Source organism: Embleya sp. NPDC127516 (assembly GCF_044765325.1).
Taxonomy (GTDB): Bacteria; Actinomycetota; Actinomycetes; order Streptomycetales; family Streptomycetaceae; genus Embleya.
The window spans coordinates 192,663-209,341 of record NZ_JBIWJT010000019.1; the positions used below are offsets into that span (position 1 = coordinate 192,663).

At 68.8% G+C, this 16,679-nt stretch carries 7 protein-coding genes and 1 pseudogene; 4 read left to right on the forward strand and 4 right to left on the reverse strand.

The window, feature by feature from the left end:
- Positions 1 to 86: 86 nt before the first annotated feature.
- Positions 87 to 701: a TetR/AcrR family transcriptional regulator gene (locus ACIRL2_RS32750; protein ID WP_395867426.1), complete on the reverse strand. Its 615-nt coding sequence runs from the start codon at positions 699 to 701 to the stop codon at positions 87 to 89.
- Between the two features lie 291 nt (positions 702 to 992).
- On the opposite strand from ACIRL2_RS32750, the gene ACIRL2_RS32755 reads away from it, so the two are divergent.
- From ACIRL2_RS32755 to ACIRL2_RS32770, 4 genes are all read left to right on the forward strand, one after another.
- Positions 993 to 2,390, forward strand: coding sequence for an MFS transporter (locus tag ACIRL2_RS32755; protein WP_402236892.1), 1,398 nt, complete (start codon positions 993 to 995; stop codon positions 2,388 to 2,390).
- 1,196 nt (positions 2,391 to 3,586) lie between these two features.
- The gene (locus ACIRL2_RS32760) at positions 3,587 to 4,306 is read left to right on the forward strand and encodes a hypothetical protein (protein ID WP_402236895.1); all 720 of its coding nucleotides are present in this window, start codon (positions 3,587 to 3,589) and stop codon (positions 4,304 to 4,306) included.
- Complete coding sequence (locus ACIRL2_RS32765; RefSeq protein ID WP_402236898.1) at positions 4,269 to 5,276, forward strand: TMEM175 family protein; 1,008 nt, start codon at positions 4,269 to 4,271, stop codon at positions 5,274 to 5,276. Before ACIRL2_RS32760 ends, ACIRL2_RS32765 begins: the two co-directional genes overlap by 38 nt.
- Before the next feature lie 1,452 nt (positions 5,277 to 6,728).
- Positions 6,729 to 7,721, forward strand: coding sequence for a hypothetical protein (locus tag ACIRL2_RS32770; RefSeq protein ID WP_402236901.1), 993 nt, complete (start codon positions 6,729 to 6,731; stop codon positions 7,719 to 7,721).
- Between the two features lie 167 nt (positions 7,722 to 7,888).
- Here ACIRL2_RS32770 and ACIRL2_RS32775 read toward each other — a convergent pair.
- The 3 genes and pseudogenes from ACIRL2_RS32775 to ACIRL2_RS32785 all read right to left on the reverse strand — a co-directional run.
- Positions 7,889 to 8,269, reverse strand: a pseudogene (locus tag ACIRL2_RS32775) (transcriptional regulator); the annotation flags it as partial.
- A 1,186-nt stretch (positions 8,270 to 9,455) separates the two neighbouring features.
- Positions 9,456 to 10,733, reverse strand: coding sequence for an acyltransferase family protein (locus ACIRL2_RS32780; RefSeq protein WP_402236904.1), 1,278 nt, complete (start codon positions 10,731 to 10,733; stop codon positions 9,456 to 9,458).
- 495 nt (positions 10,734 to 11,228) lie between these two features.
- Positions 11,229 to 16,295: an FG-GAP-like repeat-containing protein gene (locus tag ACIRL2_RS32785; RefSeq protein WP_402236907.1), complete on the reverse strand. Its 5,067-nt coding sequence runs from the start codon at positions 16,293 to 16,295 to the stop codon at positions 11,229 to 11,231.
- Positions 16,296 to 16,679: the final 384 nt, after the last annotated feature.

Genomic DNA, 16,679 nt, shown 5'->3' on the forward strand with positions numbered 1-16,679 from the left:
GTGGCCGCCCGGGGTTGCCCGACGGGGTTGCCCGACGCGAGTGCCGAGCGCGAGTGCGAGCGTGGGCGACGCGGAGACCGCCGAGGTCAAGCCGGGCCGCGCAGCATGGGGAGCAGGACGTCGTCGACGACGGACACCACGAATTCGTCGGTGAGTTCCGCAGGTGCGCTCAGGTTTTGGTAGGTGATCATGGCCGGGCCGACGCGGGCGGCGAGGGGGGTCGCGGAACCGGGGCGGGTGTCGCCGCGTTCTTCCGCCGCGCGCAGGGTCTGCAGCATCAGGCGCCGGGTCGGCTCGGAGATGCGTTCGCGCACCATCGCGTGTGTGGCCTCGGACTGCTGCTTGACCGTCTGTAGCGCCGTGTCGGCGCTGATCGTGCACGCGCTGTGCAGGAACCGCAGGATCGCGATCAGGTCGGATCGCAGGTCGCCGGCGAGCGGGATGTCGTCGGCCGAGGGCAGCCGGTCGCGCAGCGCGTCGACGAGCAGGGCGTCCTTGTCGGGCCAGCGCCGGTACAGCGGGGCCTTGCCGGTTCGCGCGGCGGCGGCGACGCCGTCCATCGTCAGGCCCGCGTAGCCGACCTCGCGCAGTTGCTCGAAGGTCGCCTGGTAGATGGCCTGTTGGAGCTCGCGGCCGCGCCGTCGGGTGGGTGACGCCGCGGCGTGGCGGGGTTCTCCGGTGGGGGATTCCAACGCGGTCACCTTTCTCGTCTGCGGACTCCAGTATCCCCAATCCCTTGTAAGAGACTATCTGGTCTCCTATAGTCCTCACAGGAGACTGGATAGTCTCTTAAATTCACCTGTCCCGAACTGCGGAGCTCAGCCATGCCCTCTACCACCGCGTCCGACGGGTCCAGCGCATCCCGCGCATCCGAGGCGCCATCCGATGCGCGGGCCGGGTCTTCACCCGGGACTTCACCCGGGACTCCGGGCGGCCCACCCGGGCCCGGAGCCCGCGGGGTCGGCCTCGTACTCGCGGTCGTCACCGGCTCGATGCTGCTCATCGGCATCGACGTCACCGTGGTCAACCTCGCACTGCCCGACATGGGCTCCGCCCTCGACCTCTCGCCGACCGCGTCATCGTGGGTACTCAACGCGTACACGCTCGCCTTCGGCGGCCTGCTCCTGCTCGGCGGGCGGCTCGGGGACGCATTCGGGCGCCGCCGGACGTTCCTCGCCGGCGTTCTGCTGTTCACCGTGGCCTCGCTGCTCGCGGGCCTCGCACCGTGGGCCTGGTGGCTGGTCGGCGCCCGTGTCCTGCAAGGCGTCGGCGGCGCGCTCGTCGGACCCAGCACGATGGCCCTCATCGTCAGCACGTTCGACGGACCCGCACGGGCGCGCGCCCTGTCGTGGTACTCGGCGGTCCTCGGCGGCGGCGCGTCCGTCGGCCTCATCCTCGGCGGCGTGCTCACCCAACTCGCCTCGTGGCGTTGGGTCTTCCTCGTCAACGTGCCGCTCGGCGCGATCCTCGTCGCGCTCGCCATGCGCGTCGTCCGCGAGCCGGAGCGGCCCGCCCCGGCCGTCCGCCCACGCTTCGACCTCGCCGGCGCGCTGATCGGCACCGCCGGAATCACCGCCCTGGTGTACGCCTTCATCCGCGCGGCGTCCGACGGCTGGCGCGACGGCCGTACCATCGCGGGCCTCGTCGCCGCAGTCGTGCTCCTGCCCGCGTTCGGGCTGGTCGAGCGGCGCGCCGCCGAGCCCGTCCTACCGCTGCGCCTGGCCGTGTCCGGCACCCTGGCCCGGGTACTGCCCATCGTCGCGTTCTATTCGGCCGCGATGTTCAGCGTGCTCTTCATGCTCGGCCGGTACTTCCAGGAAGGGCGGGGCTTCAGCCCCGTCGAGAGCGGCCTGGCCTTCCTGCCCCTGATGGCCGCCCAGTTCACGATGGCCAGGCTCGCGCCCGCGCTCGCCCGGCGCGTGGGCACCGCGTTGCCGGTGGTGGTCGGCGCGCTCGCCTGCACCACCGGGCTTGCGTGGCTTGCCCACCTCGGGGACGCCACCGAGTACCCGACGGGCGTCCTCGGACCGGTGATACTCATCGGAGCAGGTGCCGGAATCGCCATGACGCCGCTGAACATCTACGGCCTGTCGGGCGTCGCCGCGCACGAATCGGGCGCGGCGTCGGGGCTGTTGCAGACCACGCAGTGGATGGGCGGCACCCTGGGCCTGGCGGTGTGGGTAACCGTGTTCGGCACCGCGACGCGCGGGGCGCCCCCCACGCAGAGCGCCGAACACGTCCTCACATACGGTGTCGCGACCGCGTTCGCCGCCGCCGCGATCAGCGCCGGACTCGCCGCCGCCACGGCACTCACACTCTTCCGCCCGGCACGCCCGACGCAACCGGATGAGACGAGGCGCGCCCGACTCCCCGCAGAGCGGACGACATAGCGGCGGAGCCATCCCTTCTTCCGAGTCGCGAAGGACGACTCGGCCATGGCGTCCGTGTCTCACGAAGTCGACTGGGAGATCCTCGTATACGGGTGGGAGCGAGAAGCCGTCGTGCTCTCGTGGTTACGGCGCCCGCGCCGGGAGCAACGGTTGCACAGCCGTTCGGTGGCGATCATGACGGCCCCGGCGAAAGGAATACCCGGTCTGCGGGGCCGTTGACCGGCGGAGGCGGACCGCCGATCGAACGCCGCCCACCGCTCGGGGTGGGATTCGCGGTCGCCCGACGAGGGCCCCACCCCGCCGCCGGCCACCTCGGTGCCGCTCTCGCCGGTGCGCAGCCGCGCCTCGATCAGGTCCACCGGCGGCGCGGCTTTCACACGCCGGGGCCGACGTGTGAAAGCCGCGCCCCAAAAGCGATGGCATCGCCGACCCGGGACCGAGCCACGGAACCGGCCGACCACGCCGGGTTCACCGCCGCCACCGGCGTCCCCGTGTACTTCTGCGACCCCAAGAGCCATGGCAGCGCCGTTCGACGAGAACACGAACGGCCTGCTCCGCCAATACTTCCCCAAGACACCGACCAGTCTCTCGGGTCACACACAGGTCCAACCCGACAGCACCGCCCTGCGACCCGATATCCGGCCACGCAAGAAACTCGAGTACGCAACGCCCGCCGACACCGTCGATTGGCCGATTGCGGCGACCGGTCGAACTCACCGCCGCCTATTTCGGGAAGGATTTCACCATCTCCGGTTCGCGGACGCGGTGTCCGAGTTCCTTCAGCCTGGCGTGCTCGTCCACGCAGGACGCCTCGTCGATGCTCTCGTGCTCTCGTGCTCTCGTGCTCTCGTGCTCGCGCTCCCGGACCCGGGTCGGAGGGTCTCCGGGAGCACATCGAGTTCTCGCGCGGCCTTTGCGAATGGGCCGAGGAACGGACTTTCAGCGTGCAGTCCTGGAGCGATCTCAGTAGAGTACGGCTCCGATCGAACGACATCGAACGATGACGTGGCGAGTGCCCGCGCTCAGCGGTCGGCCCCTTCCAAGGAAGAGCCACCGGACGAGGAAGTACGCCGGGCGGCCACGGCAACAGGCCCTCACGTTTCGAGCGATGGCCATCGGCCGTCCCGGACGGTTGCCCCGTCGCCACTCACGCGCCCGTCGGACGACGGCGCGTTGTCACACATCAGGGAAGTCTCTTGAACCACCCCACACCCGCTCCCCAACGTCGATGCGGGCCATGGGCCACGGCGTTCGGCTCGTCGAGGGCACTGGTCCAGGCGGAGGAAGCCCTGCGCCGGCAGGCCGTCGAGCGGCGCGATCTCGCTCCGATAGTGCGCTTCGCGTCCGTCTACGGCTCGGGTCCGGACGCGGCCACGCACGCCAGAGGGTTCGGCATCGACCCCGAAAACCCCTACGCCGCCGATGGTTCGGCCAACTACATCGACGCGAACTTCACCGACGGCGGTCTGGTCTACGGCATCTACCGTCCCGTGCAGGGGCTCGCGGCCGAGGGCACCGGGCCCGGAAACGGGCAAGAACTCGCGAACACGACCCTGTACCCGTACCCGTTCGTCAGGGTGGATCCGACCACGGTCCCGCTGTCCGAGTTGGGACTCGACATCACAGGTATCGACCGCCGCTTCGTCCACTTCTGCGCAGGCCCTCTCGGTGTCGAAGCCGCGGATGACATCGCCATGCTGCGGCAGACATTCCCCACGGCGTGGCCCGACTACCGAAACGTCATCGACACCGGCCTCCGGCACGTCTTCCGCGAACGCCCGCTCTCGGTCCGGCAGTGGTACGACCTGACGTACATCCCGTTCGACACCGACGATCAACTCGCCCTCTACATAGCCCAGGTGATCACATACCTGTTCGGTGACAACGATCGCATCCCTGTTGCCCCAGGCCGTTGACATCGACCGATGGCGACCCGCCCCGCACGCGATGCGCGCCTTGAACCGCACCGCGCCGCCCGTGTACGCAACCACCCCGGACCTCGCCGAACACGGCCCCGCCCACCGGGTCCGCATCCGCGCCCGACGCGTCGTCGACGAGACCGTCGGCGAAACCGAGTGCCTCGAGCAGGAGCAGCCCGGCCCGGTGCGAGGACGCGTCCGGGCCACCAAGGCCACCACACCCGGCTCGGCGCCGCCCTCCACCGCGCCCTGCGCCAACCAGGCGACCGCGCGGCGCGTGCGCCGGGGACCGCCGACCGGGAGCCGTAGGGTCGGGCGCATGGCGCCAACCGGTGGATTCGGCGACGAGCACGGTCCCGAACGGCTTGTCGCGTTGTCCGACGGCGTCTTCGCGATCGCGATGACGCTGCTCGTCCTCGATATCTCGGTCCCACCGGACCTGGGGGCCGCGGGGTTCCGCCACGCGTTGGGCGAACTACCACCCAAGATCGCCGCGTACGCCCTCAGCTTCCTCATCATCGGGGCCTTCTGGCTCGACCACCGGCGCGCCCTGCTGGGCATGCGCTCGGTCGACCTCCCGTTCACCGCGGTCACCCTGGCCGGGCTCGGTGTGACCGCGTTCGTGCCCTTCCCGACCTCACTGCTGTCCGAATACGGCTCCATGCCGGCGTCGATCGCCATCTACGCCGCCACCATCGCGGCCATGGACCTCACCCAGATCGCCCTGGTCCTGCTCCGGGCCCGCCATCCCGAACGCGACCGCACACCGCTTCCCCCCGCCCTCGCCAGGGCCTGGATCATCGACCTCGCCACCACGGTCGTGGTCTTCCTGGTGACGATCCCGCTCGCATGGCCCCTCGGCGGGGACGCCATGTGGCTCTGGCTGGTATTGATCCCACTCAAGGGCGCGACCGGCCGCTCACGCACCGCGGCATCCCGAAAGACCCCGGAAACCGACAGCCGCTGAGCCCCTCGTGCGGTCCTCGGCCGGGGCACCCCGCACAACTCCACCAATGTGATTCCGGGGGTGTGATGGGGTGTTGTGGGTTGGGGTGTTACAGGCAGGTGGGGTGAGAACCTTTCGGCGCCGTTTGGGTGAGGGCTGTGGGGTCTGGCCTGGGGGTGTCGCGGATTTGTTGAGAACGGTTCGCGCGTGCCCAGGCGTGCGGGGAACGCCCCGCAGTCGACGAGTGAGGCCCGTCCGGCGAGTTGTGCCCCCCACTCGCGTAGCGAGGTTCACCGGCCCGGCAAGGGTGCGCCCGGTGAACGCTCGGGGGGTGCCGGTGAACCTCAGTCGGTGCAGGAGCCGGCGGCGACGGGGGTGTTCTTCCCGCAGAGCCGGCAGCACCATGTCGCCTCCTCCGGTACACCCGGCCCGAAGATCAGGCGGCCCGGGGGCGGCGGGATGGAGGCAAGGGGCAACTCCGGCCGCCGCATCCCGAGGGGCGTGTGCTCGACCGACGTCGCCGAGTCCTGGGACAGCCACTCCGGCGTCGTCCCCGGCGACGACCCGGATGGCGGCTCGGAGAAGGGGTGCCGGTGCGGACGCGGCGGGTCCCGGCGCCCGCTCGGGGCGCGGTCCCGGGAGTAGCCCCGCTCAGCGGTCCCCTTGATTGCCTGGGGCGGAGGCATTGCTTGCGCGAGGCTGCGCGCAAGCGGCAGCAGCCCGGCAGTGTTTGGGCCGACCCGGGTGTAGCCGTCCCCACCCCCACACGACTGCCCCTGCCCCTGGGCGGGCCGCTGCAGTTCTTCGTACGGCGTCCTGTCGGTGTTCGTGTGCCAGAACGATCCCGGCGCGTGCGAGTTCTGGGACGCGACGTCCGGCGGGAACCGGGTCCATCTGTTTCCCCGGGAGGAACTGCGGCCGGTCGAGGTGCCCGCGACGGGCGTCACGCTGCTGCCCGCCGCCTCGGCCACCCGCACCCACGTCGTGACGCTCGACCCCGCGGAGGACGGCGATGACGACGAAGTCGTGCCCTGCGGACAGGCCGACAGCGCGATCCCCCTCTTGCACGCGACTCCGCCCCCATGCCCGCGTCCCCGCAGCCGCCTCGCTCCCGCACCGTTCCACCGCAGACCGCGTCCACGATGCGTCACAGTCCTCTGTCATCGAACCCTCGTGCGTGTGCCATCGATGAGCGATAGCGATCAGGGATTCGATCCGGAGGTTCGAGACCGATGGCGCGTGCCCCGTAGGATCCGCGCACAGGCCGGCAGCCCACCGATTGAGGCCCTTCGGGCCGGGGCGTGGTCGGCGCCGTGGGGTTGCCCCATCAGTCGGCATGCGGAATCCTCGGGGTGCCCAAAAATCCCGCACGGCACGGCTTGGCCGAAGGATGTCCGCCGGAGTAATTCGGTTACCGCCCCTATCGAAGCCTTTCCGGGCACGAGGACACGAGGTGTGATGAGACCGGAAGACGTGGCAGTGGTGGACGAGTTCTTCGGCGCCCTCGTCGAATCCATGGGTGCGCACGTGCAAGCCCATTTTCTGTCCGGTTTCATCACCCTCGACATTCGAACAGGGGCCCGGCCAGGCGCTCGCTCGATATTTGCTGACGGCGCCAGACGCAAATGGGCGGAGGAGGCCAAAGAATACGGGCGGACCAGGGATGCGAAAGGGAGAAAAGTCCGGGATGTCACCCAGGCATATATAGAGGAACGCGCGGGTGACCGCGCTGCTGAGGAGGCCACTCCTTCGACCATCGTCAATCGTTTGTTTCCCCCACCCGAACCGTACGGACAATCTGATTCGGGGCTTCTTCTCCCCCCGAACCCGGACGAGTCCAAAATAAAAGATCGGCTCGCCGGTACCGTGCAAATCATCCATGGCGCCCTCGGCCGGGGTGACGACGATGTGCTTCGGCGGGACCCGGCAACCGTGCACTTGATCCCCGAGACGGTGGCCGTGGCCGGAGGCAAGGCCGTCGAATCGGTTTTTGCCGACCCGCAACTGCGCACCACTGCGGCGTGGCTGCTGAATGCGGTTGGCTCGGATCCATCCGCCGAACAGAAGCCCTTTTTTAGAAAAGTGGGAAGGAATATTGCCGGAATGGTCGCCACGGGAATGTGCGAGGAGATCGCGCAGAGAGCCCCGGGAATTTTTCTGGATAAACTGGCGGACAATCTCGCAGCCGAGTCGGCACGACCGCAGGCCCTTGGCAAAGGGGCCGGCGCCCTCGCGCAGACCGGTTCCCGGGGGATTTCCAACGAGAAGGCGGGCCCGGTCCCCGCGTCCCGCAAAACGGGCCGTTCCATACCCGGTAATCGCCTGGTGGGGATGGGATTCAAGCAACTGCCGGGCTCTCAGGGGCCCAAGCTCCCCACTGGCGGAGCCGCGAACACCAATAAAAACCCACAACTGACGCACAGCCAGATGGAAAAAATGCGACCCGGGCGAAACCCGGGCGAGTAGTTCCGTCGACGGCCTGGCGGTAGTCGCGCTCGCGGATCGCCGTCGAGCCGTGGCCGTACGGTCGACCGCGATCCCGGTGACCTCCCGGTCGAATCGTGCCCGCACGTCCGGCCGCAACACGGCGACACCGACCGCGCGCCTCGGAGGCCAACTCAACCGACACGTCCGTTCAGGCAGAGGGCGGCGACGTACTCGCCGGCGGCGTTCCTGATCCCGATGGACGTGCTCTTGACGGGGCGGCCGTCGGGGAATTGGTTGGGATAGTTCTGGATGACACTGGGGTAGCTCGGGTCCTCGATCCGGGCCAGGCCCAGCTCTGTGACCGAATCCCCGACCTGGCGGCCGGAAAGGTTGTTCTCGATTGCCCGGATCGCGTGCTGCGGATTCCGCAGATCGTGCAGAACCACTTCGCACAGACCGGGAAACATGCGGCCCAGCGCGACGGCGATCCTTTCGACCTCACGGATGAGATGCTCGTCCGCCTCGGTGGAGGCCGCGGCAGCCGTGCCCGTGCGGTCGTCCGCTTCCGGGCCGTCGATGCGTTCCATGAGGTCCTCCCGGCCATTTATACTTGTTATCTATGATTAGACAATCAGTCTAAGAAGATCGTTCGGTGGTTGTCCAGCGGGCCTGTTTGCCGGCGAAGCCACCCGTGTGGGGTGGGGTGCCCGTCCGGTCCCGGGTCGACGCCTGGGAAGAGTCCGGCGTACGGCGGCTGCGCGAGGGGCGGACCGACGGCCGCGCACGTCCGGGAGCGCTCCGAGAGGGCAGCCGCCTCGACGGCGGCCCCGCCGGTACTCGATGCCGCCCGATCGGCCGGTCGAGGCATCGGCGCCGCAGGCTGCTCTTGGTCGCGTCCGGCGGCCTGGACGTCTCCCCGGTCGACCACGCACACGGTCACCGGAACCCGACCGAGGCCTGGCCGGCTGCCTACGTCCGGCGTCGCGCTCTACCTCGTAGGCAATGTGCGCTTCCTGCGCCGGGGCCGCAGCCTCCGGCTCCATCTGCTCTCGGCGGCGGTGATTGCGACAACCGTGTGCCTGACCCCAATGGTCGGCCGCAACCGGCTCACTCCAGAACAACTGCTCCCGGTCGTCGCCGCGTGGACGGTGGGCACGGCGGCTTGGATCGGGCGGTAACGGGTCGGGCTGACGTCAAGCGCGAGCGGGTCGAGGTGACGATGGTCAGGAAGAAGTCGACGCCTGGGGCGACGTCGAAGCTGCTCCCGGGCCGCGCTGCGGTCGACGCGCAACAATCGCCGAATCAGTAATGGCGCGCGGGGACTGCATCGTCACTGCCAAGGGTGACCACACACTTGCCGAGCATGCGGCTGTCGTCCGCTCGCCAGAACGGCGCGCGACCCGAACCGACCGGCACATGGCGAACCACCGGCCCTCCTCAGACGGCAAATACCTTCATGACAGGAGGTTCGCAGGTTGTGTGTCGACCTGCCGGGTGTGGGGCCTACCGTGGACATGTGGCCGCTGAGCCCGTGATGCCTCTCTGTCGGTGCAGTACAGCAGCCGCCGTGAGGGCAACTCAGGCTGTGTGCGGTGGACTTCGAATGACCGCCGGACGAGGCGCAGGCGGACCAGTGCCTCGGGGTGCATTCACCACTGCGGGCACCAGGTGCTCCGCACCGCCGGGGCGCCGACCGTGCGCCGTCGCCCCGTCCAGATCTGCCTCGCCGTCCTGTGGCCGGCCAACTTCCGGCATCGAACCGAGAAGAGCCCGTCAGGGCATCCAGGGACCCGTCGGGGTGCGCTGGTGGTCGATGTCCTCGTGAGCCTGCTTCGAATGCGGCTGGGCAGGCTGGGCGACCCCGGGCGCGGCCGGTGCGGCCAAAAGATGCTCCCTGCCGAGCGCTGTGCGCAGGCTCCGACCGAGGGGGCGCTCGACAAATCGCTGCAGAAGGTAGGCGAGAACGACGGCGCCGATGGTGACGCAAGCGATGAGGACCGGGGGCGAGAGGCGGCCGCGGAAGTGGTGGACGACGATCAGGCCCAGGACGAAGTGCGTGAGGTAGAGAGGAAACGTCATGGCTCCGGCAGTGCTGAGCCAGCGCCAGCGAATACGGGATGTCCAGCCGAGGGCGACGATGGCCACGGCGGCGTAGATCCCGGTCAGGACGACCAGGATCCAGATTTTCCTGGGCTCCCACTGGCTCCACGGGATCGCCCCCGAGGTCTTGGCGAGGGCGTAGTGGGCGCTCAATATCCAGGACATGGCCACGATGCTCCACAGAAGCGGGGTGGGCCGGAATCGATACATCAGGTAGTAGGCCATGCCCGCGATGAAGAACGGCGAGTAGATGGGGTTGACGACGAGGGTGAGGGTGGCGTCGTCGATGCCGTACGCGATGACCGAGGCAATGGTCCAAAGGCCACAGAACAGGACGACCCGCCGGTAGGTGACGCCACGCCAAACGACGACGGCGAACATGAGATAGAAGGTGAGTTCCACCCAGAGCGTCCAGTAGACGGGGTCGATGTTCTCGACACCGAGCGGTTTCTGAAGCATCGTCAGGTTGGCGAGGACGGTTTCCGCGCTGGGCTTGACCAGAGGCGACTGAGGCAGGGGAAGGGAGTACAAGGCTGCGGTGGAACCGAGCACGGCGACGACGTACATCGGGTAGAGCCGACTGACCCGGGATACGAAGAACTCGCGCGGTGAGCGCCCCCAGGCGCTCATGCATATGACGAACCCGCTTATGACGAAGAACAGTTGAACGCCCAGCCGGCCGAATGCCAGCACCGCATGTCCGGTGGGCATCAGCTTCTGGTAGGGCTTTCCCCACACGTCGGCGTAGATCCCGGGGATGTCTCCGCCCAAGTGGAACAGCACAACAGCGAGTGCCGCGACGAAGCGCAGACCGTCGAGGACAGCCAGGCGTTGGCCGCCACCGTGCTGAGTCCTACCACCCGGGGCGGAGCGGTGGCGGGCCGCACGGGAGGCCTCGGCGGCCTGCGGCGCGGGGGTCGACGCCGTTGCGGCGCGGTCGAGCATGTTCATCGCTCCCGTTGATCCAGCGGTGGAGTGCCCTCACGGGACATCGAAGCATTCCACGTCCGGCGCGGTGGTTGGATGCCGGGGTCGGGGGGCCGTCGAGGGTGGGTGATCCGCGAGTTATGCGCCTCGCGAGGCGGTGTGGCGGGTCGCTTTTGGGTCTGCCACGAAGCGATGTCCCGTTGGGCACCACCTGTCCACGGCTCCTGAGCGCTCGTGACATCGCCGGCAATGTTCATGTGTCGGTGTAGCGGGACATTCGCGGTTCCCGGCGCCGAACGCCTCTTTCCGCAGGAGCGGAGCCGGAGATCCGTCGTATCGATGCACGTGTGCCGGTGGCGCAGTCGGCGCGTGGCGTGGCTCGCGGATACCGCGCGTGAGGTGTGGGCGGCTCGAGCCGTGGAGCTGTGCTGCGCCTCGGATCGAGATCGGCCCGTCCCACCTTCCGATGGAGAGTGGGACGGGCCGACGGTTACGGGTTGTCGTTACCCCTTTGTTCGGTCACCAGGTTCCGGGGGCAGCTCGCCATCCCTGGGAGGCTCGGGTGAGAGTGCCGTCGGGGTTGGCGAGGAGGGCGTCGAGGGTGGTGCTCCCGTCCGTCCATTCGTACATGGCGGTGAGGTCGTCGCGTCCGTCGCCGTTGTAGTCGCCGGTCACGGGCCAGGCGGCGGTGATGGTCCAAGAGCCGGGCGCGGAGCGCCAGACGACGGTGGGAGCGGTGAACAGTCCTCCGGGTGTCGTGGGGAAGACGCGGTATTCCGTGACGCCGCCCCCGAGGTCGTACATGGCGCCGACCTCGACGCGGTGGTCGCCGTTGTGGTCGCCTGTGACCAGTTGCACTCGGTTCCAGTCCCACGCCCCGGGTGCGGCGCGCCAGGATTCCACGGGTTGGGCGAGTTTCCCGTCGGGTCCGGCGAGGAGCGTGTGCAGGGTAACGCTGCCGTCGGACCAGCCGTACAGGGCGGCGATGTCGGTGCGTCCGTCGCTGTTGTAGTCGCCGTAGGTGTATTTGGCGGAGGCGGCGTTCCAACTGCCGGGTGCGGACTGCCAGCCGGGGACGGGAGTATCGAAGGCACCGTCGCTGCGGACGACCCACGTGTGCAGCGACGTGGTGCTGAGCGCGGGATCGACAACCTGGGCGTAGACCATGGCGACGTCGTCCTTGCCGTCGCCGTTGAAGTCGCCGGCCATGATGGTGGCGCGGTTCCAGTCCCAATTGCCTGCGGGCGTGACGTAACCGGAGACCGGGTCGGAGAAGACCCCGCCGGGCTGGGCCATGAACTTGAGCAGCGAGGTGCTGCCGTCGTTCCACACGTGCAGGGCGGCGAGGTCGTCGCGTCCGTCGCCGTCGAAGTCCCCGACGCTGAACTTGACGCGGGTCGCGTCGAAGTGGCCGGCGAGGCTGACCCACGCCTGACGGGGTGCCCCGAAGGCACCCTCGGCGTTGCCGAAGGAGATGAACAACGCGGTGGTGGACTGGCCGTAGCCGTACACGGTCAGCACGTCGGCCCGGTGGTCGCCGTCGAAGTCGCCCGAGTACTCGTTGCGTTGGGCTTGGGTGCTGTCGCTGGGCCGGTGGTCGACGGTGGCGCCGGTGGTGGCGTTCCAGCGGACGTAGCCGCCCTGGAAGTCGCTGCGGCGCCCACCCGCGACGTCGTATTCATCGCTGGTGGGGAATCCGAGCCAGCCGTTCTCCCAGCCGAGTGCGGACCATCGAGTGCGGATGTTGCCGTAGACGGCGTGGGCACCGTTGTTGGGGCTGGTGTAGATGGAGCCGTTGTCGGCGCCCGCGCCGGGGGTGCGGAAGTGGGTGTAGGTCCCGGGCTTGGCCGGGGTGTTCGCGATGTCGGTCGCGGGGAAGCCCAGCTTCCCGCGTGGGCCGCCGGTGACCTGCCAGCGGTTGTAGGTCTCGCCGTTGATGGGATGCGCTGCGCCGGTATAGCCGGTCCAGGTGACGGCGCCCGGTCCGGTGGAGATGGTTCCGGCGAAGCGGGAGATCCAGCCGATGGTGGTCCCGGCGCCGTCCTGTACGGCGTTCTCGTCGCTGACGGGATAGCCCAGCGGGCCTCGGGTGCCACCGCCGGCCAACCACGCGTTGCGGATGTTGCCCTGCGCGAACCAGGCGCCGGTGGTGGGCGACCAGTTGATCGACGCGTTCGTATTGGTGCCGCCGCCGACGGCCTGGAAGTCGGCGTACTTGCCGACGCCGTCGGGATCGATCGTGGTTCCGACGGTGGGCAGCCTCAACGGTCCGGTGGGTCCCCCGGTCGCCTTGTACTTGGCCAGGATCGGGCCACACAGGTCGAGTTTGACGTTGGCGTCCTGCGCGGACGGGAACTTCTCGCACGTGCTCCACGGCAGTTGGTTGTCCGCGATCAGCCGCATGGGTCCGAAGGCGTTTCCGTCGGCCCCGGGGGTGATGCCGAGTGCGACATAGAGCCGTCCGTCGGTGGCCTGGGCCCACAGGTCGCCCTTGCCGTCGCCGTCGAGGTCGCCGTCGGAGTTGAGTTTGGGGTAGGCGGCGGCGTCGAGGCCGGTGCCGATGAGGGTGCGTGTGGCGGTGTTGCCGAGTGCGGTGACGTCGACGGTGCCGTCGGCGTTTTTCTTGGACGGGTATTGGTACACCTGGCCGGTGGTGCGGTCGCGTGCCCACAGGTCCGGCAGTTGGTCGCCGGTGGTGTCGCCGGGGGCGAGGAGGTCGAGGTTGTTCCAGGCGTTGCCGCTGCCGATGAGGGTGGCGTGGTCGAAGGAGGACGCGCTGCTGGTGCCGTGGAAGAGCCACAGCCGGCGGACACCGGAGGCGTCCTGTTCGAGGGTGATCAGATCCAGGCGTGCGCCGCCGGCCTCGTCGAGGTCGGCGTCGACGTTGCCGGCCGCGAGGACGCCGAGGACCTGCGACCAGTCGCTCTTGTAGCCGGTGCAGGTCCTGCTCGGGAGGTTGGTGGGGTCGACGCAGCGGGTGGCCGAGGGTCGGGCGACGGTGCTGCGGCGGCCGCCGGTGGCGAAGTAGTTGCCGTCGCCGTCGGCGCCGCTGTTGCGGTAGAGATACAGCCGGCCGTCGGCATGGGCGTAGAGGTTGTCGCGGGTGATGCCTGCGCCGCCTCGGTGGGTGAGGAGCGTCCCGGTCCAAGTCGATTGGCCGGCCGTCAGTGCGGGACCGTGGAGGGACGTGGAGGCGGTGGTGCCGCCGGCGGCGGGGTCGGTGTCGGCGGCGTACATGCGCAGCGCGCCCGTGTCGTCGACCGCGAGCAGGTCGATGCGTTGGTCGCCGGTGATGTCGCCGAGGGTGGTGGTGGCCTTGGGGTCGCTGGGTGCGTAGAACTTGTAGTCGGTGGGCTGGGAGCGGTTCCCGGCCTTGTCGACGGTCTGCGCGAAGAGGTGGTTGGTGCCCCACAGGCCGACGGGGAGATCCTTGATCTTCCAGGTCTTGTCGGTGTCGTCCCAGGTGGCACGGGCTGCGCCGCCGACGGGGATGGTGGCGTTGAGCGCGTATTCGACGGTGTCGACGCCGGAGGCGTTGTCGGTGGCGGTGAGGGTGAAGGTGCCCTTGTTGCCTGCGCTCTTGCCGCCGCCGTTTTGCGGATAGTCGACGCTGTCGACAGTGGGCACCGACGGCGGTGTGGCGTCTATCGTGAAGGTTTGGCCGTTGGTGAGAGCGGAGGCGAGGTCGCCGTCGCCGGTTTGCGCGGTCCAGCGGTAGGTGCGGCCGTCGAGAAGCTTTCCGGCGGGGATGTCGGCGCGGGCCTCGTGGCCGTTGGAGCCCTTGGAGATGAATCCGCTGGTGTAGACGACGGGGTCGCCGTTGCCGACCTCGGTGACGACGAAGTTGGCATCGAGGGTCTGGCCCGGGTCGGGATCGGTGACGGTGGCGAAGAGGCTGACACCGCCCACCGCGGGGTTGACGGCGCCGATGTAGCCGGCGTTCCCGGATGCGCCGCCGTTGACGGGTACGGGGGTCATGCGCGGGTTGGTGGGTGCGTTGGGCGGGGTGTTGTACTCGATGTAGATGTAGTTGTCGGCGGCGGTGCGGGAGAACCGCTTGAAGCCGTCGTTGCTCGTGGTCTTCGGCGATTCCTTGCCGTGGACGCTGAGGGTGAGGAACTCCCAGTTCTGGTGTGGGAGGACGTTCGAGGTGATGTCGAAGTCGACGAGGCGGTTGCCGCAGTTCGACTGGGTGCTGGAGCTGGGTACCGACGCGGTGCCCCACAGGCCCAACTCGGTGGGCTTGTTGTCCCAGTTGGTGCCGGTGGTCAGGGTGTCGTTGGTCAGGTGGAGCTCGACGGGCTGGGCGTATTGCTGCTCGCAGCTGAAGATGGCGGAGTCGACCTGGGTGGTGTTGAAGGTGACCCGTTTGATCGCTTTGCCGTTGAGCCGGCCCTGCCAGTTGTAGTCGACGCGGTAGTAGGTGCGCTCCAGACCCGTCTTGACCCGGTAGTGCTGATATCCGGCACCGGGCTGGAAGTCGGTCCGGCCGTACCCCGGGGTGTCGGGGTACGCCTCCTGGGCCCAGCCGTACATGCTGGCCCGGTCGAGCATGGGAACCCAGGCGGGGTCGATGTAGAGCGGGAAGACGGTGTCCGGCGCGCCGAGCAGGCTCGCGTCCGGGGCCAACGTGAGTGTTCCCGCGCCGACGGTGGCATCGAGGGAAGCCCGGGACGCGAGCGCTCCGGGCCGCTCCGCGGTGGAGGCCAGTTCGGCTGCCGGAACCTCACCGACAAGGGCGGTTTGCACGCTCTTCCCGGTGGCGGAGGTCTTGGGCGTCGTGCGTGAGTCCCACATCGTGGGTGTGGGCGCGGAGAATGCGACCTTGCCGTCTGTGGACTTGGCGGTGAGTGATCCGTCGTTGTTCTCGCCGACGGTGATGCCGTCGGTGGTCATCCCCAGTTTGAGGGTGGCGAGTTGGGGGTTCTTGGCGGCCCGGGCGGTCTTGACGATGAGGGTGTGGGTGAACCCGCCCTGCTCGCCGGTGACGACCTTGAGGTCTACGTCCGGCAGGACGCCCGGGTAGAGCGCGGTGTTGCCGGCGAGCATGGGTGTGGGCAATGCGGTGGGCCAAGTGAAGGCGAGCTTGCGGCCGTTGTTGGTCATCGATGCCAGGAGCTTGCCGCCGCCGGCGCCCAGGACGAGGTCGCCGGTCGTGCTCGACGGTCGGACGGTTCCGTCGGGTGACTTGGTCAGGGTGGGGTCGAGTTCGCGCCAGGTGCCGGTCTTCTTGGTCCGGGCGGGTTCGACGGTGCGCTTGAGCGCGAGGTTACCGTTGGGCAGGGCGGTGACGGTGTCGGTCTCTGTGGTCAACTCCGGTACGGGGACCGGGACTCCGGTGCGCTTGGCCTGCTCGATGGCGTTGGCCTCGGCCTGGGCCGGGGTCTGCGCCTTCACCGTGGCGGCGGTGGTCGGTGTCGTCGAGCCGGCCGGTGTACCGCTCGGGACGGGGGCGGAGTCGGTGCGGGTGACGACTGACGCGCCGGCGGTACCGACGATGCCACAGGACAGCGACAGGGCGACGAACCCGCAGACGGCCGCGGATAGTCGCGGATAGGGACGTGCGACAGGAGGCGAATGCCTCATGAGGGGTACTCCCGGGGTGTGGTGTTCGGGGTGACGCGAACGCGCATGAGTGCGCGAAACCTACCGGTTGGCCAAGCGTGCGACCAGGTGACGCAGATCACTTTCCGGAAGTCATGGTGTCGACAAGTACTTACGCCGCGATGTCCTGCCGGTGGATTGTCGCCTATGGATCCCAACGGGTGATCTGGTCCCACGGGGGACTATCGACAGGCCGTGGGAGTTGTAGTGACGAACCCCACATTCGCTTCGGGAATCCCCTTTGCCGGCTAGGGACTTGGGCTCGTACGGTGCGCTCCGTCTGTGGTCTTTCGCCTGTTCGGGGGCGGGATCCGTCCTGTCCCGATGGGGGTCGTGCTGATGCGTGTTCGGTCGTGGTGGACGGGC